Source organism: Neptuniibacter sp. QD29_5, from assembly GCF_047778125.1.
GTDB lineage: Bacteria > Pseudomonadota > Gammaproteobacteria > Pseudomonadales > Balneatricaceae > Neptuniibacter.
Genome location: NZ_CP180556.1, coordinates 2,673,886 through 2,691,500 on the forward strand (window position 1 = coordinate 2,673,886; position 17,615 = coordinate 2,691,500).

The 17,615-nt window shown below is 44.9% G+C and carries 20 protein-coding genes; 8 read left to right on the forward strand and 12 right to left on the reverse strand.

Translation table 11 applies throughout. The features are described 5' to 3' along the window. Positions 1-39: 39 nt before the first annotated feature. The 3 genes from rpmG to radC form a co-directional block, all read right to left on the reverse strand. Positions 40-207, reverse strand: coding sequence for a 50S ribosomal protein L33 (rpmG, locus tag ACMXYR_RS12680; protein WP_007023004.1), 168 nt, complete (start codon positions 205-207; stop codon positions 40-42). An 11-nt stretch (positions 208-218) separates the two neighbouring features. Then, on the reverse strand, positions 219-455 hold the full coding sequence (rpmB, locus tag ACMXYR_RS12685; protein WP_415882183.1) for a 50S ribosomal protein L28: 237 nt from the start codon (positions 453-455) through the stop codon (positions 219-221). Positions 456-669: 214 nt separating this feature from the next. Then, on the reverse strand, positions 670-1,344 hold the full coding sequence (gene radC / locus ACMXYR_RS12690) for a RadC family protein (protein WP_415901874.1): 675 nt from the start codon (positions 1,342-1,344) through the stop codon (positions 670-672). 215 nt (positions 1,345-1,559) lie between these two features. Between radC and coaBC the strand changes: the two genes are divergently transcribed. The 5 genes from coaBC (at position 1,560) to ACMXYR_RS12715 (ending at position 6,654) form a co-directional block, all read left to right on the forward strand. Next, the gene (gene coaBC, locus ACMXYR_RS12695) at positions 1,560-2,792 is read left to right on the forward strand and encodes a bifunctional phosphopantothenoylcysteine decarboxylase/phosphopantothenate--cysteine ligase CoaBC (protein ID WP_415901875.1); all 1,233 of its coding nucleotides are present in this window, start codon (positions 1,560-1,562) and stop codon (positions 2,790-2,792) included. 43 nt (positions 2,793-2,835) lie between these two features. Further along, positions 2,836-4,224, forward strand: coding sequence for a phosphomannomutase/phosphoglucomutase (locus ACMXYR_RS12700; RefSeq protein ID WP_415901876.1), 1,389 nt, complete (start codon positions 2,836-2,838; stop codon positions 4,222-4,224). Positions 4,225-4,290: 66 nt separating this feature from the next. Beyond that, positions 4,291-5,190, forward strand: coding sequence for an acetylglutamate kinase (gene argB, locus ACMXYR_RS12705; RefSeq protein WP_415901877.1), 900 nt, complete (start codon positions 4,291-4,293; stop codon positions 5,188-5,190). A 9-nt stretch (positions 5,191-5,199) separates the two neighbouring features. Next, positions 5,200-5,793, forward strand: a complete 594-nt coding sequence (slmA, locus tag ACMXYR_RS12710; RefSeq protein WP_415901878.1) for a nucleoid occlusion factor SlmA — start codon at positions 5,200-5,202, stop codon at positions 5,791-5,793. Between the two features lie 78 nt (positions 5,794-5,871). After that, a complete protein-coding gene (locus ACMXYR_RS12715; protein ID WP_415901879.1) occupies positions 5,872-6,654 on the forward strand; it encodes a sulfite exporter TauE/SafE family protein in 783 nt (260 codons plus the stop codon). Positions 6,655-6,659: 5 nt separating this feature from the next. On the opposite strand, the gene ACMXYR_RS12720 is transcribed toward ACMXYR_RS12715, so the two are convergent. The 4 genes from ACMXYR_RS12720 to gpmI all read right to left on the reverse strand — a co-directional run bounded on the left by ACMXYR_RS12720 (position 6,660) and on the right by gpmI (position 11,577). Continuing rightward, complete coding sequence (locus ACMXYR_RS12720; RefSeq protein ID WP_415901880.1) at positions 6,660-7,505, reverse strand: divergent polysaccharide deacetylase family protein; 846 nt, start codon at positions 7,503-7,505, stop codon at positions 6,660-6,662. A gap of 1 nt (position 7,506) precedes the next feature. Beyond that, entirely contained in the window at positions 7,507-8,808 is a 1,302-nt protein-coding gene (locus ACMXYR_RS12725) for a S41 family peptidase (protein WP_415901881.1), read from the reverse strand. Positions 8,809-8,827: 19 nt separating this feature from the next. Beyond that, positions 8,828-9,922 (reverse strand): murein hydrolase activator EnvC family protein, encoded by a 1,095-nt coding sequence (locus ACMXYR_RS12730; protein WP_415901882.1) that lies wholly within the window; start codon positions 9,920-9,922, stop codon positions 8,828-8,830. 104 nt (positions 9,923-10,026) lie between these two features. After that, positions 10,027-11,577 carry a 2,3-bisphosphoglycerate-independent phosphoglycerate mutase gene (gene gpmI, locus ACMXYR_RS12735; RefSeq protein WP_415901883.1) on the reverse strand — a complete coding sequence of 517 codons (1,551 nt, stop codon included), beginning with the start codon at positions 11,575-11,577 and terminating at the stop codon, positions 10,027-10,029. A 227-nt stretch (positions 11,578-11,804) separates the two neighbouring features. Between gpmI and ACMXYR_RS12740 the strand changes: the two genes are divergently transcribed. From ACMXYR_RS12740 to secB, 3 genes are read left to right on the forward strand one after another with little or no spacing between them, the layout of a single operon-like run. Then, on the forward strand, positions 11,805-12,218 hold the full coding sequence (locus ACMXYR_RS12740; RefSeq protein WP_415901884.1) for a rhodanese-like domain-containing protein: 414 nt from the start codon (positions 11,805-11,807) through the stop codon (positions 12,216-12,218). Positions 12,219-12,226: 8 nt separating this feature from the next. Further along, positions 12,227-12,484, forward strand: a complete 258-nt coding sequence (gene grxC, locus ACMXYR_RS12745; protein WP_415901885.1) for a glutaredoxin 3 — start codon at positions 12,227-12,229, stop codon at positions 12,482-12,484. A gap of 22 nt (positions 12,485-12,506) precedes the next feature. Further along, entirely contained in the window at positions 12,507-12,998 is a 492-nt protein-coding gene (gene secB / locus ACMXYR_RS12750) for a protein-export chaperone SecB (protein ID WP_415882196.1), read from the forward strand. A gap of 61 nt (positions 12,999-13,059) precedes the next feature. Here the strand turns inward: secB and ACMXYR_RS12755 are convergent, their stop codons facing one another. The 5 genes from ACMXYR_RS12755 to glnL all read right to left on the reverse strand — a co-directional run bounded on the left by ACMXYR_RS12755 (position 13,060) and on the right by glnL (position 17,459). After that, positions 13,060-13,896: a M14 family zinc carboxypeptidase gene (locus ACMXYR_RS12755; protein WP_415901886.1), complete on the reverse strand. Its 837-nt coding sequence runs from the start codon at positions 13,894-13,896 to the stop codon at positions 13,060-13,062. 97 nt (positions 13,897-13,993) lie between these two features. Then, entirely contained in the window at positions 13,994-14,344 is a 351-nt protein-coding gene (locus ACMXYR_RS12760; RefSeq protein ID WP_415901887.1) for a hypothetical protein, read from the reverse strand. Between the two features lie 65 nt (positions 14,345-14,409). Continuing rightward, positions 14,410-14,880 carry a tRNA (uridine(34)/cytosine(34)/5-carboxymethylaminomethyluridine(34)-2'-O)-methyltransferase TrmL gene (gene trmL / locus ACMXYR_RS12765; protein ID WP_415901888.1) on the reverse strand — a complete coding sequence of 157 codons (471 nt, stop codon included), beginning with the start codon at positions 14,878-14,880 and terminating at the stop codon, positions 14,410-14,412. 79 nt (positions 14,881-14,959) lie between these two features. Continuing rightward, a complete protein-coding gene (glnG, locus tag ACMXYR_RS12770) occupies positions 14,960-16,393 on the reverse strand; it encodes a nitrogen regulation protein NR(I) (protein WP_415901889.1) in 1,434 nt (477 codons plus the stop codon). Further along, positions 16,377-17,459: a nitrogen regulation protein NR(II) gene (glnL, locus tag ACMXYR_RS12775; protein ID WP_415901890.1), complete on the reverse strand. Its 1,083-nt coding sequence runs from the start codon at positions 17,457-17,459 to the stop codon at positions 16,377-16,379. The genes glnG and glnL overlap by 17 nt, the downstream gene beginning before the upstream one ends. Between the last annotated feature and the right edge of the window lie 156 nt (positions 17,460-17,615).

Sequence of the window (17,615 nt, forward strand, 5' to 3'; positions counted from 1 at the left end):
ACCCAGCCTAGGCTGGGTTTTTTAGTAGAAAATAAGATCTTATTTAATCTTAGATTCTTTGTATTCAACGTGCTTACGAACTACTGGATCGTACTTTTTGAACACCATCTTTTCAGGAGTGTTACGCTTGTTTTTGTCAGTAGTGTAAAAGTGACCTGTGCCAGCAGAAGAAACTAGCTTGATCTTTTCGCGTGCGCCTTTAGCCATGATTCAGCTCCTTAAACTTTGATGCCGTTAGCACGAACTTCAGCTAGAACTGTGTCGATGCCTTTTTTGTCGATAATACGCATACCTTTAGAGGAAACACGTAGACGTACGAATTTGTTTTCGCTTTCTACCCAAAAACGGTGCCAGTGCAGGTTTGGAAGAAAACGACGGCGTGTTTTACGCTGTGAGTGGGAAACATTGTTTCCTGTAACTGGACGCTTGCCAGTTACCATGCAAACTTTAGACATATTATAAAGCCTTTAAAATTAAGGGTTACGAATCTATCCTTTATTCTCTTTTTTTATTGAAACGATATAAGGAAAAACCTCTGTACTCTCCAGAGTCCAAACCGTTTCTCAGGCGGAGCGTCCCGTAACTAGACAAGATACCGTACCGGAGTATGGATAGAAGGCCGCGAATTATACACAAGTGCTTACGCATTCACCAGCACTAAGATAACTTTTATAGCAATCCCCGTTCAGCAAACGAAACGACCTCTAGATCTCCAACAATCATGTGATCTAACACCCTCACTTCGATCATCTCTAATGCAGCTTTTAGTCTCACAGTTATCTGCTGATCGGCCATACTTGGCTCCGCTACTCCCGATGGGTGATTATGAGCAAGGATTACCGCAGCAGCATTATGACCCAACGCTTTCGCCACCACTTCTCTGGGATATACAGCCGCGGCGTTGATAGTGCCAAAAAATAACGGTTCATATTTAAGTACGCGGTGCTTGTTGTCCAGAAAGAGGCAAGCAAACACCTCTCGTTGGTGATGTCGCAGTTGCGAAGCAAAATAATTTTTCACCTGCTCTGGCCTCTCCATCGCATCCCCTTTTTCTATAGAGGCTTGCAGATGCCTGCGACTCATTTCCAATACGGCCTGCAATTGCACAAATTTTGCAGAACCTAAACCATGCGCTGCACAGAAGGCTTTTTGATCGCTATCTAGAAGCGCCCGCAAAGAACCAAATGTAGTTAATAGATCACGGGCCAGATCAACTGCACTTTTACCTTTTACCCCTGTGCGTAAAAAGATGGCTAAGAGTTCAGCATCTGAAAGCGAAGTCGCGCCTTGAAGCAAAAGCTTTTCCCGAGGTCGTTCGGCTTCCGGCCAATGAGAAATAGACATAAGAGGTCTCCATTATATCTCTTCTCTATTTGCCACTTACAAAGTAATGGCTTTCAAACCTTGAGAAGAGTCATCATCCTTGATGAATTGCATAAATTTAGCACCATACAATCTACGAAACTTTACTCGAAAATGGTATGGTATCGATCCTTTTTATTTCAGCGTCATTTGTATTTACGACGCTATAAACGTAAAGATTACAGTAGTTAGCCAGTATGCAGAGACTTACTAACAAACAAATTATTCTTGGAATCACCGGCGGTATTGCAGCTTATAAAAGCGCAGAGTTAACTCGAATCCTAAGAGGAGCCGGTGCTGAAGTTCGCGTTGTGATGACCGCCTCTGCAACCGAGTTTATTACTCCCCTGACTTTACAAGCTCTTTCAGGCAATCCCGTCCACCAGCACCTTCTTGATGCCGAAGCGGAAGCGGGTATGGGGCATATTGAGCTAGCTAAATGGGCCGATTTGATCTTGATTGCGCCAGCGAGTGCGAACTTTATGGCTCGGTTAGCATCAGGCCAAGGCGATGATTTGCTAACAACGATCTGCCTAGCAACTGATGCACCTATCTGCTTGGCTCCTGCGATGAATCAAGCGATGTGGCGCGACGAAGGCACACAAAAGAATGCTGGAACACTGAAATCTCGCGATATAAAAATGTTTGGACCGGGTGTAGGCGAGCAAGCCTGTGGTGATACTGGCCCAGGCCGCATGCTGGAACCAACAGAGATAGCGGAATTAACAGCGGCTCAATTTGACCGTGGTAGCCTGACAGGAAAAACCGTCTTTATTACCGCTGGCCCCACCCGAGAACCATTAGACCCTGTGCGCTATATATCTAATCATAGCTCTGGAAAAATGGGCTACGCCCTTGCAGAAGCAGCAATGGAAGCTGGCGCTAAGGTCAAACTGATCAGCGGCCCGGTAAATCTTCCAGCACCTGCCCGCATAGGCAGAACATCAGTAGAAAGTGCAGAAGATATGCTAAAGGCCTCTTTGGAAGATTTAGCACTGTGCGACATTTTCATCGCAGCAGCAGCGGTAGCTGACTACCGCCCTACTGCTATAGCTGAGCACAAAATAAAAAAAGGCTCAGAAGAGATTATGGAACTTCATCTGGTTAAGAATCCAGATATTGTTGCCACTGTAGCGAATAATTCACCAAAACCGTTTACGGTTGGTTTTGCTGCAGAAACACGTGATGTTATCAGCTACGCCAAAAGTAAACTTGAGCGTAAAAATCTTGACCTCATCATCGCAAATGATGTTTCTCGTTCAGATATTGGTTTTAACAGCGACGAAAATGCGGTTATGGTAATTTCAGCAACAACAACTGAAACCTTACCCCAAGCATCTAAGCGTCAATTAGCCAGTAAGCTGATCGAAAAGATCGCAGTTCAATATCATGGAAATGCAGTAACGCAAAAAGAGACTGAAACTGCATAACATTTTTTTTGGATTCAAACTTTGTGAATATTAAAGGATTAACATGCGTTACCCTCTAAACTCTCTAAATCACGCAATTTTCCGTGCTTACGACGTCCGAGGCATTGTAGGTTCAGCCTTAACAGATGACACGGTCTACCACCTAGGCAGAGCTTTTGCTGCCGAAGCAAAATCACAAGGTGTTGAAAATGTAAATGTTGCAGCCGACGGCCGTTTATCCAGCCCACATCTTAAAAAGCTATTTAGTGAAGGCTTAATAGATGGCGGCTGCCAAGTCATAGATACAGGCTATGTACCAACACCTACACTCTATTACGCAGCGCATCAGGATAATCAGTGCACAGGCGTAATGATTACCGGTAGTCACAATCCTGCCGATTACAACGGCTTTAAGATGATGATCGACGGCCACACATTATCCGGTGATGAGATTCAAGCTCTGAAAACACGCATCATCGAGCAAAACTACTCAGAAGGTGAAGGCGCTAAACGCGATGTAGATATCCGTGAAAACTACCTTGAACGCATCCTTTCGGATATCAAACTAGATAAAAAGCTAAAAGTCGTTGTCGATTGCGGTAACGGCATCCCAGCTGAGCTAGCGCCTAAGTTAATTGAACAATTAGGTTGCGAAATCATCCCGCTTTACTGTGAAGTCGATGGCACTTTCCCGAACCATCACCCAGACCCAGGTAAACCGAAAAACTTGATCGATGCTATCGCGAAGGTAAAAGAAACAGGTGCGGATTTGGGTCTAGCGTTTGATGGTGATGGCGATCGCGTAGGTGTAATTACTAACAAAGGTAATATCGTATATCCAGATCGCATCATGATGCTATTCTCCGAAGAGATACTTAAGCGCAACCCAGGCGCAGAAATCATCTTCGACGTAAAATGCTCACGTCTACTTGCCAAAGTGATTACCGAAGCTGGCGGAAAAGCGACTATGTGGCGTACAGGCCACTCTTTGATCAAACAAAAGATCAAAGAAACCGGCGCACTGCTTGGCGGCGAAATGAGTGGTCACATCTTCTTTAAAGAACGCTGGTACGGTTTTGACGATGCGCTATACAGTGCAGCACGTCTGCTTGAAATTTTAGCAAATACAGATCAAACCGTTGAAGAACTATTCGCTCAATACCCTGAAGATGTAAGCACACCAGAACTAAACATCACAGTTACCGATGAAAACAAATTCGATATCGTCGCAGCCCTCCAGGAAAAGCATTTTAAAGGCGGCACAGCCAACCATATCGATGGTGTACGCGTAGACTACCCTGATGGCTGGGGCTTAGTTCGCGCATCCAATACAACACCTGTGCTTGTTCTTCGTTTTGAAGCTGAAACAAACGATGCGTTAATGCGCATCCGAAACGATTTCGAGCAAAAGCTACATGAAGTGGATAACAGTCTCGTTATCCCTCACGAATAAAGCCCAAACGGCAGGAGTGTACCGATTAAATCGTATGCACTCATATAATAATTTTAAGGAAAGACTATGCCTCTAACACGTAAAGATGCCATGACTACCGCTCATGTATTGAGCGAGGCTATGCCATATATTCAGCGCTTTGTCGGCAAAACAATTGTCATCAAATATGGCGGTAACGCGATGATTGATGAAAAGCTGCAAAACAGCTTTGCCCGCGACATTGTGATGATGAAGCTGATTGGTATTAATCCAATCGTTGTACACGGAGGCGGCCCACAGATTGGACAACTTTTAGAAGATCTGAAAATCGAATCACACTTTATCAACGGTATGCGAGTAACCGATTCCAAAACAATGGATGTTGCCGAAATGGTATTGGGCGGCGCGGTAAACAAGCAGATCGTAGGCCTGATCAATAATAATGGCGGCCAAGCTATCGGCTTAACAGGTAAAGATGGTCAGCTTCTACGTGCTAAAAAACTTCGTGTTGAACACAAGACCCCTGAGATGGAAGCACCGGAAATCATCGATATTGGCCACGTAGGCGAAGTCGAAAGCGTTAACGTTAAGGTGCTAGATATGTTGGTTAACTCCGACATCATTCCTGTGATTGCACCGATTGGTGTGGGTGCCGACGGCGCATCTTACAACATCAATGCTGACTTAGTTGCCGGTAAAGTTGCTGAAGTACTGCAGGCTGAAAAGCTGATTCTATTGACCAATATTGAAGGTCTTATGGATAAAGACGGCAATATACTAACTGGCCTAACAACCAAACAAGTAGATGATCTAATTGAAAATGGCACTATCTACGGCGGTATGCTGCCTAAAATCGGCTGTGCACTAAGCGCAGTTAAAAGCGGCGTAAACAGTGCTCATATTATTGATGGCCGTGTAGAACACTCCTGCATGCTAGAAATCTTTACCGATGAAGGTGTTGGTACTCTGATCACCAACCGCGGATAAGGACTAAACATGAGCGAAACAGTCAAAGTATCCCGCCGCGAGCAAATCTTACAAAGCCTTGCTCGCATGTTGGAAAACCCAGGGCAAAAAATTACGACCGCTGCCCTTGCTAAAGAAGTGGGTGTATCCGAAGCAGCGCTTTATCGCCACTTCCCAAGTAAAGCACGTATGTTTGAAGGCCTTATCGGCTTTATTGAAGATACAGTGTTTAGCCGTGTTACTGCGATCACTCAAGTCGAACCGAGCGCAATCAAGCAATGCGAGCAAGTACTTACTCTATTGCTAGCTTTTGTAGAACGTAATCCAGGTATGGCCCGACTACTTACAGGTGATGCCCTTACCGGCGAGACAGATCGCTTAAGACAGCGTATCAACCAATTCTTCGAACGTTTAGAAACGCAAATCAAACAGATCCTACGCGAAGCAGAAGTCAAAGAAGGCTTACGTACCGAAACTACTGCTGGCGCAACTGCCAACCTAATGCTGGCATGTTGCGAAGGCCGTATCCGCCAATTTGTGCGAACTGAGTTTCGTAGAACACCGACAGAGCAGTGGAGCGAGCAATGGCCGCGTGTTGCTGCCGGCGCTTTCCGTCCAGCCTGATTGACATTTGGGCATAATGACTCTTTAAGGGGAAGCTAGCTTCCCCTTTTTTATTTCCACGGGACCACCAGCACAGCTATGGATCAACTTATTGAAAACGGCGGATTATTTGTTCTCTCATTTTTCGCCAATGCCCTATCAGCAATGGCTGGAGGTGGAGCAGGCTTACTGCAACTCCCCGTACTGCTATTCCTTGGCTTAAGTTTCAATACAGCACTGACCACCCATAAAATCGCCAGTGTTGCCTTAGGTATAGGTGCAACTATTAGACACCTCCGTGAAGGCAAGCTGGACTATAAATTCTGTGGATTTATTTTACTCTGTGGCCTGCCAGGCGTAGTCATCGGGGCTGATATCATCATCGACATCCCCGAAGGCTGGACCATACTCAGTTTAGGCTTATTAACAGCTGGATTGGGTATCTATTCGTTTCGTAAGAAGGCGCTTGGACTTACCGCAGAACCTCGTAACAGAGATCGGTTAGGATTTATCGTTGGGGGTGGTGTACTGTTCGTTATTGGCGCCTTAAACGGCTCTTTGACTTCAGGCACTGGCTTATTTGTAACACTCTGGCTCGTTCGCTGGTTCGGTCTAGACTACAAAACGGCCGTCACCTATGTCTTGATTCTGGTAGGTTTGTTCTGGAACTCCACCGGCGCTATTACCGTAGCACTACAAGTAGATCCTCGTTGGGAATGGTTACCTGCACTGTTGATCGGCGCCACTATCGGCTCATATACAGGTGCACACTTAGCCATTACTCAAGGTAATCAGCTGATCAAAAGAGCATTCGAAACGCTCACAGTTCTAGTAGGAATAAAACTGACGGGGGATGGGATATCTATCTTAATGGCTATATAAAAGCCTTATTTTTTAACGACGACCGGCAAGGCTTGGCAATGCCCTTCACTATGATCACAAGACTCAATTTTGGGCTGAGCCACCAGCAACTGAGTACGAGATCGAATATTAAGCAACTCAGACGCCGACACTAAGCGGATACCTAATTGCTCGAGAATAGGCAGTGCTTCTGATAAATACTCCACTGTTGCTGGATAAGGGTGCCCTATTACGACAGCATGCCCCTGAGTCACTGCTAAACTTAAAGCTTGTTTGAACTGGTTGTGGATATAATTCCAATTCTGCTTATTATCTAAAAAAACATCCCTTACTAGGTAGGGAATCTGGTGTTCATGGGCTACCTTCCAAGCCACACTTCGCCCGGTTGTCACACTATCGATAAAGAAGATATTACGCTGTTTTGCCACAGCCATAATCTCTTTCATCTTTTGACGGTTTTCAGTCAAAAGGCTCCCCATATGATTGTTCATTCCAACCACATGAGGAATCGAATCAAGGCTATTATGCAGTACCTGCTGAATCTCCTGCTTAGATAACTGCTCAGTTAACGCGCCAGGCCCTAGACGAAGTCCCGCTTTATTTTGCATTGGCGCATGCAATATAACCTCTTTTCCCTGCTTGTAAGCTATTTCAGCTAAATCATAGGAGTGTGGCGTATGGGGCAGAAATGCATAGGTAATCGCACCAGGTAGGTTGATCGCAGCCAAACCTTTTTTTCGGTTATCACCAATATCATCAATAACAATTGCCATCACCGGCTGGTTATCTGTGAATACTGGGTCAGCATAACTCGGGCTAACTAAAGCACCAAGAGTAATAACCGCTGAGAAAACCCGTCTAAAAAGTTGCATATCACTTACGCACGATCGCCAGAGCTTTTAGCAAGTTTAAAGCTTCATATAACTGATAATCTCTTGCTGCAAGATTATCTTTTTTCGCTTCTTCAGCAGCCTTCTTCTCACCATTTTCGAGATGACCACTTAGATCTTTTTCTTTCAAATATTCAGGGCCGCCTTCGCGTAGGGTTAACTCAGCATCATTAACCTCAATATCTGGTTTGATGCCTTGTGCCTGAATAGAACGACCATTAGGAGTGTAATATCTAGCCGTAGTGATTTTCAGCGCACGCTCTTTTGTTAAAGGCAGAACCGTTTGAACCGAGCCTTTACCAAAACTATCGACTCCCATAATAACCGCACGCTCTTGATCCTGAAGCGCACCTGCTACGATCTCAGAAGCCGATGCCGAACCTCCATTGATCAAGACAACAAGTGGAAGCTCTGGAAGCAAGGTATCGCTAGTCGCACTAAAGCGCTGCTCAGATTCGGCTAAACGACCTTTGGTATATACGATCAATCCATCCTTTAGGAAGGTATCGCTGATATCAACAGCGGCCTGTAACACACCACCTGGGTTATTACGCAGATCCAACACCACACCTTTCAGCTCATTTTTCATCAAGCGCTTAAGGTGCTTGTTAACCTCTTTGCCTGAATCCACTTGGAATTGGGATACACGCAAGTAGCCGAAACCCTCATCCAACATGCGACTCTTAACACTCGCTACTTGGATGATGTCTCGTATAACTTCAATTTCTAGCGGCTTTTCTTCGCCTTCACGCACAATCGTTAGAATGAGTTTACTGCCAGGCTTACCACGCATCAGCTCTACAGCCTCACTGAGAGGCATGCCTTGTACTGGTGTATCATCCAGCTTGGTAATCAAGTCCCCCGCTTTAACCCCAGCACGCTGAGCGGGCGTATCATCAATTGGCGTGATAACACGAATAAAGCCATCTTCAGAGCCTACTTCGATTCCTAAACCACCAAATTCACCACTGGTATTGGCTTGCAGGCTCTCAAATTCATCGGGTTCTAAATATGCAGAATGGGGATCTAACCCTGCGATCATACCTCGCAGAGCATCTTCAAGCAGACGCGCATCATCAACTGGCTCAACATAGGAGGATTTTATACGCTGGAACACTTCGGTGAATAATCGAAGTTCATCTAGGGGCAATAATTTTTCGTCTGTGACAGCAGAAGTATCTGCAGGCTTGGGATCAGCAGCATAAAGCGGGAAAGATACAAGCGAACTAACAACTATACCAAGCAAGGTACGTTTGAACCCGCCCGAACATAAAACTGACTTCATAATTTCTTCCCTAGTAACGTTAGCGCTTCAACCAACCTTTTGGATTACTCGGCTTACCTTTATAACGAACCGCAAAATAAAGACCTGTTTGAGTACGGCCCCCACTCTGCCCTGCCGTTGCGATCGTATCACCTGCGGCAACCCAATCGCCTGTTTCTAATAACAAGCTTTGATTATAACCATACAAACTGAGATAACCGGAGCCATGATCAATAATCAATACTAAACCATAGCCTCTAAGCCAATCTGAAAATACTACACGCCCATGATGAACCGCTTTTACAGGCTGAGCTTCAGAAGCCTGAATCCAAATTCCATCATAGCGGATATTATTTCTGACAGTACCATAATTCTGCTTCACCTTACCTTTTAACGGCCAAGGCAGCTTACCTTTTAGTTGTTTAAAGGTTTTATCGTCTTTGACGAGAGTCGCGAAGTTTAAGCTTTTCTCAATTTCAGTCAGTACTGCACGCAAACGTTTTTGGTCCAGCTTGAGCTGCTTAAGTTTCGTTTTGTCTGTGGAAAGGGCTTTTGTAAGCCGAGCAAGGGTATCTTTTCGCTTCGCTTGAGAAGCCCTTAGAGCATTGACCTCTTGACGCAACTCTTCGCGCTTGAGGACCATTTTTTGCTCGGTATCGGTTAGCTCTAATTCAGTTCCAGAAAGATCCGCCAGTTTGGTTTTGAAAAGAATTAGGTCCTGGCGTAACTCTTCATTTACGAAGTCATAATAGCGAATAGCACGATCTAATGTTTCAGGATCTCGTTGTGTGAGTAGTAGCTGCAGACGCGCTTGGTTGCCCATTTTATACTGTTGAGCTATCTGCTTAGCGATTAGTTCAGAACGTTTCTTAAGCTCGATTTTTAAGGCATCTCGCTTCTTTTCAAGGGAATCTGCGTGAGAGCCAAGGCCACTCAATTGCTTATCCAGTGATTGGATTTGGCGCGCTAACTTGCCAATTTTAACTTCACTGTCACGGAGCTCTTTACTTAATTCACGAGACTCACCCTCTTGCGAGCGCATGTTTTTTTGCAAGGAGGCTATACGTGAATTAAGCTGCTTTATCTGCTTTTCAGTTAATGCTTGTTTGTCCTCTGCTAACACCACAGATGACATAAGCAAGCTAAACAGTAAGAAAATAAAGACAGGTAAAGATCGCACCATAATTTTTTTGCACAAAATAAAAAGGGATAAACGAGTTATCCCTTTTTAAAGCCTCTTTAGAAAGATGCTAAAGATCTGCCTGTCATTTCAGCAGGCACTTCAATGTCCATCAAGGACAGCAGAGTTGGTGCTAAATCACAAAGCGCACCGTCTTCTAGCTTGAGATTTTCTGCACGTGGACCATCGTAAATCAACGCCACTGGCCAGATAGTGTGAGAAGTATGAGGCTGCCCTGTTTCTGGGTTAACCATCAACTCAACATTGCCGTGATCAGCTGTAATCAATGCTTCACCACCGACTTCACGCAGCGCTTCTAGCACCTGTTTAACGCTATCATCAACTACTTCACAGGCTTTCACAGCCGCATCAAATTTACCGGTATGGCCAACCATATCACCGTTCGCATAGTTACAAACGATCAGGTCATACTTACCACTCTTAATCGCTTCAACTAACTTTTCAGTCACTTCTGGCGCACTCATCTCAGGCTGCAAATCATAAGTCGCAACATCTGGAGAAGGCACCAAAATACGATCTTCACCTTCGTAAACTTCTTCCTGTCCACCATTGAAGAAGAAAGTCACATGAGCATACTTTTCTGTTTCAGCAATACGCAATTGAGTTTTGCCCAAACCAGACAGGTACTCACCTAGATCGTTTCGAATCGCTTGCGGAGGATAAGCGCAGACGGCATCGATATCAGATGCATACTGAGTCATCATTACATAAGCAGCTAGCTTTGGTGCTTTTTCACGTAAAAACCCTTCAAAGCTGCTACCTTCAGTGAATGCACGAGTAATCTCACGAGCGCGATCAGGTCGGAAGTTCGCACAGATTAGCGCATCACCGTCAGCAACCAAGCCTTTCGCTTCGCCAGCAGCATCCGTAATTACTGTTGCTTGAACAAATTCATCGTTCTCGTCACGCGCATAAGCTTCATTTAGGGCTTGAATGGCAGATGCAGCTTTGCAAGGCGCTTGACCAATAGTCATTGCATCGTAACCGTTCTGCACACGATCCCAACGGTTATCACGATCCATGGTAAAATAACGGCCCGCAACAGAAGCAATGGAACCCACACCGAGTTCGGCTAGCTTCTCTTCGGTGCGTTGAATCGATGGTTCAGCAGAACAAGGCGGCATATCACGACCATCCAGAATGGCATGAACATAAAGCTTTTTCGCACCACGCTTAACTGCCATCTCTAACAGCGCAAAGATATGTTCTTCATGGCTATGAACACCACCTGGAGATAACAAGCCCAAAATATGGACCGCTTTATCTTCTGCAATAGCGGCATCCATCGCATTTACTAGCGTTTCGTTTTCGAAGAAATCACCATCTTCAATCGCTTTGGAGATACGCGTGAAGTTTTGATAAACCGTGCGCCCTGCACCAATGTTCATATGGCCAACTTCTGAGTTACCCATCTGTCCATCCGGCAAGCCAACAGCCATACCTGAAGTTTCGATTCGAGCATTTGGATTATCAGCAAGTAGTGCATCCCATACAGGAGTATTAGCTGCCTGAATTGCTGAAGATTCTGAACTTTCTACACCGTAACCATCAAGGATGATCAAAGCTTTGGTCGCGCGCATTTGTGTCATATCTGTAGGATTCTGTTGCAACGGTTATAAAATTGGCGCCAATTTTACTTGGAAAGCCCCTTTAAGGCTAACGATTGAAGGCCCGAAGCAGAATAATTGCCACTAAATAATCATTTTCACCGTATCTTCCCCTTATACCGTCAAAAATCGCGAGGTATACTATTGCTCCTCAATCGTCGATCAACAGTTTTTAATGGTCTTCAGGCAAGGCCTTATTTGGATTAGAAATGGATCAATTTATCGAATTTATCGGCAACCACCCATTCTTGGTTGGTGCTTGGCTTTTAACTCTAGTGATGTTCGTTCTTTATGAACGTAGTAAAGCAGGCAAAGCCGTTACTCCGGCGCAAGCAACAAACCTAATCAACAAAGAAGACGCGGTCATCGTTGATATCCGCCCTAAAAAAGAGTGGGCAACAGGCCATATCACCAATGCAAAGCACATCCCTCTTTCTGATTTAGATCGCCGTATGGACGAGCTAACTAAGTACAAACAACGCCCGATTATCGTTGTATGTAATTTAGGTCAGGCAGCGAGCGCAGCTACTCGCAAACTTAAGGCTGAAGGCTTTGAAAATGCAGTGCGCCTATCTGGCGGCATGACCGAATGGAAAGGCCAAAGCCTTCCAATTGTTAAGTAATAATCGCAATGAAAGAAGTTACCATCTATACAACCGCGTGGTGCCCCTTCTGTATCCGAGCAAAAATGCTATTGGATCATAAGAGCGTTCCTTACTCTGAGATCAAAGTCGACGGCGATACTGAAAAGCGTCGCGAGATGACCCAACTCAGCGGAGGTCACACAGTGCCGCAAATTTTTATCGGCGAAACACCTATTGGCGGTTGCGATGATATGTTTGCCCTTGAACGCCAAGGCGAACTCGACACCCTACTTAGTGCAAACTAATTTTAAAAAATAAGGATAAATCATGGCTGAGAACGATCAGAACACAGCGTCCCAAGAAGAACAGCAGGGACCTCAGTTTGCGGTACAACGCGTATACATTAAAGATGCCTCTTTTGAATCTCCAAACGCTCCTGAAATTTTCATGAGCCCTTGGCAGCCAGAAGTTGGCCTAGAGATGAACACTCAAACTGCTCAGCTAGGTGACAACGCTTTTGAAGTAACTCTAACGCTAACAGTTACTGTTAAAAACGAAGACAAGACTGCATTCCTAGTTGAACTGCAACAAGCAGGTATCTTCTCTATTGCTGGTCTAGGCGAGCAAGAGATGCACCACACACTAGGTGCATTCTGCCCAAGCATCCTATTCCCATATGCACGTGAAGCAATTGACGCAATGGTTGTTAAAGCTAGCTTCCCAGCGCTAATGCTTGCTCCAGTTAATTTCGATGCTCTTTACGCTCAGCAGATGGCTCAAGCTCAGCAAGAAGCAGCACAAGGTGAAGCTCAGCACTAAGCTGAACGTTATCGCATAAAAAACGGAGCTTTACGCTCCGTTTTTTTGTTTATGAATCTCTCTATTTAGATGATTCAGAGGCAGCCAACTCACTGCGGTTACGTTTCGATTTATACTTCAACCAACCCACCAAGTCTGTCCACATCTTATCAATATCCTTTTTCGGCGGCATAATCCCGGCATATGGAAGCTCAATGGTTACTACAGGAATATTCTTAACAAACCAGCCATAGTTGCCTAAAGAACCTGGATAAGTACCTAGCTGACGTAAGTGCAGCGGCCCAAGTTTACGCGGCGGTTGAATACCGCCATCAAAATCCAAAATTCCGTGCGGCGCATGTACAGAGACGATCACCGTCGGTTTGTATTCATCAATCAAATTGTGGATAACACGACTTTCAGGCTCACTCAAAGGAGCGTGCCCAGGGAAATAGCGCAAACGCTTTTTTGCACTTTTTTGCCAATGCGCTAAAGGCTCAGGAAATTCAGGCGCGGGGGTAAAATTCCGATTTAAATCCACTTTATTAGCATTAACTCGGCTCGACTTACGCTGGAGTAGACCATCTGGATTCACAACCGGTAAAAAATACCAATCATAAGCACCACTATGATGTTTACGTAAAGTATTAAGCCACTTAAAAGTTACGCTGACACTAGAGTACTCATCACCATGGATACCACCAATAAATAAAACCCTTGGTGCATCTTTATTTTCTTCTGAAGCCTGAAAGTGCGCCTCTAAAATTGCACGACCTTGAACTGAATAAAAACGAGGAGGGAGATAAGGATTACTTAAACACTCATTAACCGAAACACTAGCCAGCTTTTTACCAACCTGTTTACAAACACTAGTCACCTCTTCTGGATAATTCGATCCATGAGCCAAAGAAGAGATCAAAACAAAAAAACTCCCAAGAAAAAGGGAGCTATATTTTTTCCACATATGCTTACCGAACAACACTCTTAACTGTACATATATTAATCAAAAGCGCATTCTAGCACGATTTTAACGAAAGGCTTTGCAGTATTTCGTCTGCTCGTCCCAACTCCAATACCTGCTGTAGCGATGTCGCAGGTAGAGGGACAATACTTACAAGCGAGCTAGCAGGTATAAGAAACTGACCTTCGCTACCTGACTCCAATTGATCAGAAATCAGGACTACCGGAAGCTGTTGGTTTTTAAGTGTTTGAATATTCACTTGTTGATCTAGTCGACCTAACAGCCATACCGCACGCTCCCTATAATCGGTGACATGCAGTTTAAAAACCTCGCCCGCCTGTTCAGTTAGGTAGGCTTCTATCTTCGTCACTATAAAAGCATGCTGCATAGAGTTACTGGCCGTCATGTAGTTCCTTTCACTATAGTCGCTATACCAACAATTAAGTATCTATATGTAGAACAGCACTTAAACTAACCATCGCTCGAACCTTCAAAACCCAACTGCCGCCAAGCCTCATAAACAACCACAGCACTAGCATTAGAAAGGTTCATACTACGGCTTGCTTCTTTCATCGGCATTCGCAACCACTGCTCACTAGGGAAGCTCTCTCTCACCTCAACAGGCAAACCTCGAGTCTCCGGACCCAACAACAAAACATCGCCTGCTTGGTAATCTGCTTTGGTGTAGCAGGTTTTACCTTTTGTCGTTAACGCCCAAACCTTTCTAGGCTCTATTTCGGCCAGGCAGGTTTCTAAATCAGGGTGTATTTTAACTGCAGCAAATTCATGATAATCCAAGCCTGCACGACGCAACCGCTTATCATCAAAGTCAAAACCTAAAGGCTCAACAAGATGAAGATGAAAACCTGTATTAGCACAAAGCCTAATAATATTACCGGTATTTGGCGGTATTTCAGGTTCGAATAGGACAACATGAAGCATAAAAAAATCCCCGCAGTTTAAAAGCTGCAGGGATTATATATGAATTCAAAAAACGTGGTTATGGCTGTAAAGGAATAACTTAGGCAACCTCCTGATCATCGCCTTTATCTTCGTCCATACCCAGCTCTTTAATTTTCCGCGTTAGAGTATTACGCCCCCAACCCAGAAGTTCTGCAGCATCGCGTCGACGTCCTGCTGTATGCTTGAGCGCAGTCTCAATCATAATTTTTTCAAAAGCAGGCACTGCAGTATCCAATAGATTGCGATGACCAAGCCCCAACTGCTGATCAGCCCAATTGCGCAATGACAATTCCCAATCACCCGCCACAGCTGTTTCTGATTCACTACTTTGCATAAGCTCTGGCGGCAAATCATCAATGAGCACTTCTCGGCCAGTCGCCATTACCGTCAACCAGCGACAAGTGTTTTCCAACTGCCTAACGTTACCTTGCCATGCCAAATTACACATATAACTTTCCGTGTCAGTAGCAAGTATCTTTGGCTCCACATCTAGCTCTTCAGCAGCCATACTCAAGAAATGGCGCGCTAAACGCGGTATATCTTCACGTCGCTCAGCTAACTTAGGCAGGTGAACACGGATAACGTTAAGACGATGGAATAAATCTTCACGGAAACGACCTTCAGCCACCAACTTTTCTAAATCCTGATGGGTAGCCGCGATAATACGAACATCAACCTTCACAGCGGTATGACCGCCAACACGATAGAATTCACTATCAGCCAACACCCTCAACAAACGCGTTTGAGCATCAGCAGGCATATCACCAATTTCATCTAGAAAAAGCGTACCGCCATCTGCCTGCTCAAATCGACCACGTCGAGCCGCTGCTGCCCCCGTAAAGGCACCTTTCTCATGACCAAACAATTCTGACTCAATCAGATCATGAGGGATCGCCGCCATATTCAGAGGAATGAAAGACCTATCTCTACGCGGGCTATGCTTATGCAGCGCGTGCGCGACAAGCTCTTTACCCGTACCAGATTCACCATTAATTAGAACCGTAATATTTGATTGAGATAGACGACCAATCGCACGAAAAACCTCCTGCATAGCAGGCGCTTCACCAATAATCTCTGTACCTTCTTCAGCAGCTTGCTCTGCTACCTGCTCTCGTTGCTCAATCGCATGCGCCAAGGCGCGCTTAGTTAAAGCAACAGCATCATCTACATCAAATGGTTTAGGTAAATACTCAAATGCACCACCCTGATAAGAAGCCACAGCAGAATCTAAATCGGAGTGTGCCGTCATAATAATGATCGGAACTTGCGGGTGAGTTTCTTGAATTTTCTCCAGCAACTGCAGACCGTCTGTTCCAGGCATGCGAATATCACTAATGATGGCATCTGGTACTTCACGTTCTAGCTGAGCCAATAAAGCATCTGCACTATCAAAAACTTCGGTTTGAAGCCCTTCTACTGCCATTGCTTTTTCAAGCACCCAACGAATTGAACGATCATCATCGACAATCCAGATTTTACCTGACAGGTTCATGACTTATCTCCAAAGGTATGAATAGTTGAAATTTGGTTTCCCCTGGCTGAGTTTCACACTCAATCAATCCTTGATGCTGATTGATAATCGATTGCGCAATCGACAAGCCAAGGCCGGTTCCTTCTGCACGCCCACTTACCATAGGGTAGAAAATCTTACTGAGTATCTCTTCTGGAATTCCTGGGCCGTTATCCACAATTTCGACACTACACACCAAACGGTGTTTTTCTGCGCCCAATGTAATTTGACGGAAAGCCCGAGTCTTAATTTGTATAGTTGGATCGACGGTCCCTGCCCCTTGCATTGCCTGCATACTATTACGCAGGATATTCAATACCGCTTGGATAAGCTGCTCTGAATCACCAGTAAACTCAGGAATGCTCGGATCATAATCTCGCAACAAAGACACAGAACCTTTTGTTTCAGCTTCGATTAGCTGACAAACTCGCTCGAGGATCGCATGAATATTTACATCTTCCAACTTAGGTAACTTCCGCGGACCTAAAAGACGATCCACTAAGTTCCTTAAACGATCAGCTTCTTCAATGATAACGCGGGTATAATCATGCAACGCAGGATCTGGGAGTTCTCGTTCTAGTAATTGCGCAGCACCACGAATTCCACCCAAAGGATTCTTAATTTCATGCGCCATGCCACGCACTAGGGATCTGGCAGTATCGTGTTGAGTTAAAAGGTCTTCCTCACGCTCAATTCTCATCAAGCGGTCTCTCGCTTCTATCTCAATCAGGAGCTGTCGACCGCTCAACCAGAACAATGGATTAATTGAATAATCAACCGTTAGTACACTGCCACTCTGAGTCACCAATTTAGCTTCACGGCGAGTGTATGGATGACCCGTTTCAATACAAGCGCGTAGATCTTCAATGCCATGTTCCTCTGGTGAGAACCACTCCGCTACAGACACTTGAGACAAACGACGCAAACTCGCCTCTAACAGCATCTCAGCCGCAGGATTGGCATATTCCACATTGAGGTTGCCATCCAGCAAAACCACCGCTGTAGAAAGGTTTTCTATTATCTGTTTATGAAAATCTATTACTGGCATCGACCTACACTCTTTTACTTAAGTTTACTTCTGCAAAAAGTAAACCAAGTTTCACCACTGCCCTAAATTGCTCTCAGGCAGCACCATTACTGACTATTCTAATATTGAGTGTAGCTGCTTAAAAATGATAGCGCACCATCTTAGTGCATTGAATGT

Coding starts and splice junctions, on each gene's coding strand:
- rpmG (WP_007023004.1), bottom strand. CDS start 207: ATGGCTAAAGGCGCACGCGAAAAGATCAAGCTAGTTTCTTCTGCTGGC.
- rpmB (WP_415882183.1), bottom strand. CDS start 455: ATGTCTAAAGTTTGCATGGTAACTGGCAAGCGTCCAGTTACAGGAAAC.
- radC (WP_415901874.1), bottom strand. CDS start 1,344: ATGTCTATTTCTCATTGGCCGGAAGCCGAACGACCTCGGGAAAAGCTT.
- coaBC (WP_415901875.1), top strand. CDS start 1,560: ATGCAGAGACTTACTAACAAACAAATTATTCTTGGAATCACCGGCGGT.
- ACMXYR_RS12700 (WP_415901876.1), top strand. CDS start 2,836: ATGCGTTACCCTCTAAACTCTCTAAATCACGCAATTTTCCGTGCTTAC.
- argB (WP_415901877.1), top strand. CDS start 4,291: ATGCCTCTAACACGTAAAGATGCCATGACTACCGCTCATGTATTGAGC.
- slmA (WP_415901878.1), top strand. CDS start 5,200: ATGAGCGAAACAGTCAAAGTATCCCGCCGCGAGCAAATCTTACAAAGC.
- ACMXYR_RS12715 (WP_415901879.1), top strand. CDS start 5,872: ATGGATCAACTTATTGAAAACGGCGGATTATTTGTTCTCTCATTTTTC.
- ACMXYR_RS12720 (WP_415901880.1), bottom strand. CDS start 7,505: ATGCAACTTTTTAGACGGGTTTTCTCAGCGGTTATTACTCTTGGTGCT.
- ACMXYR_RS12725 (WP_415901881.1), bottom strand. CDS start 8,808: ATGAAGTCAGTTTTATGTTCGGGCGGGTTCAAACGTACCTTGCTTGGT.
- ACMXYR_RS12730 (WP_415901882.1), bottom strand. CDS start 9,922: ATGTCATCTGTGGTGTTAGCAGAGGACAAACAAGCATTAACTGAAAAG.
- gpmI (WP_415901883.1), bottom strand. CDS start 11,577: ATGACACAAATGCGCGCGACCAAAGCTTTGATCATCCTTGATGGTTAC.
- ACMXYR_RS12740 (WP_415901884.1), top strand. CDS start 11,805: ATGGATCAATTTATCGAATTTATCGGCAACCACCCATTCTTGGTTGGT.
- grxC (WP_415901885.1), top strand. CDS start 12,227: ATGAAAGAAGTTACCATCTATACAACCGCGTGGTGCCCCTTCTGTATC.
- secB (WP_415882196.1), top strand. CDS start 12,507: ATGGCTGAGAACGATCAGAACACAGCGTCCCAAGAAGAACAGCAGGGA.
- ACMXYR_RS12760 (WP_415901887.1), bottom strand. CDS start 14,344: ATGACGGCCAGTAACTCTATGCAGCATGCTTTTATAGTGACGAAGATA.
- trmL (WP_415901888.1), bottom strand. CDS start 14,880: ATGCTTCATGTTGTCCTATTCGAACCTGAAATACCGCCAAATACCGGT.
- glnG (WP_415901889.1), bottom strand. CDS start 16,393: ATGAACCTGTCAGGTAAAATCTGGATTGTCGATGATGATCGTTCAATT.
- glnL (WP_415901890.1), bottom strand. CDS start 17,459: ATGCCAGTAATAGATTTTCATAAACAGATAATAGAAAACCTTTCTACA.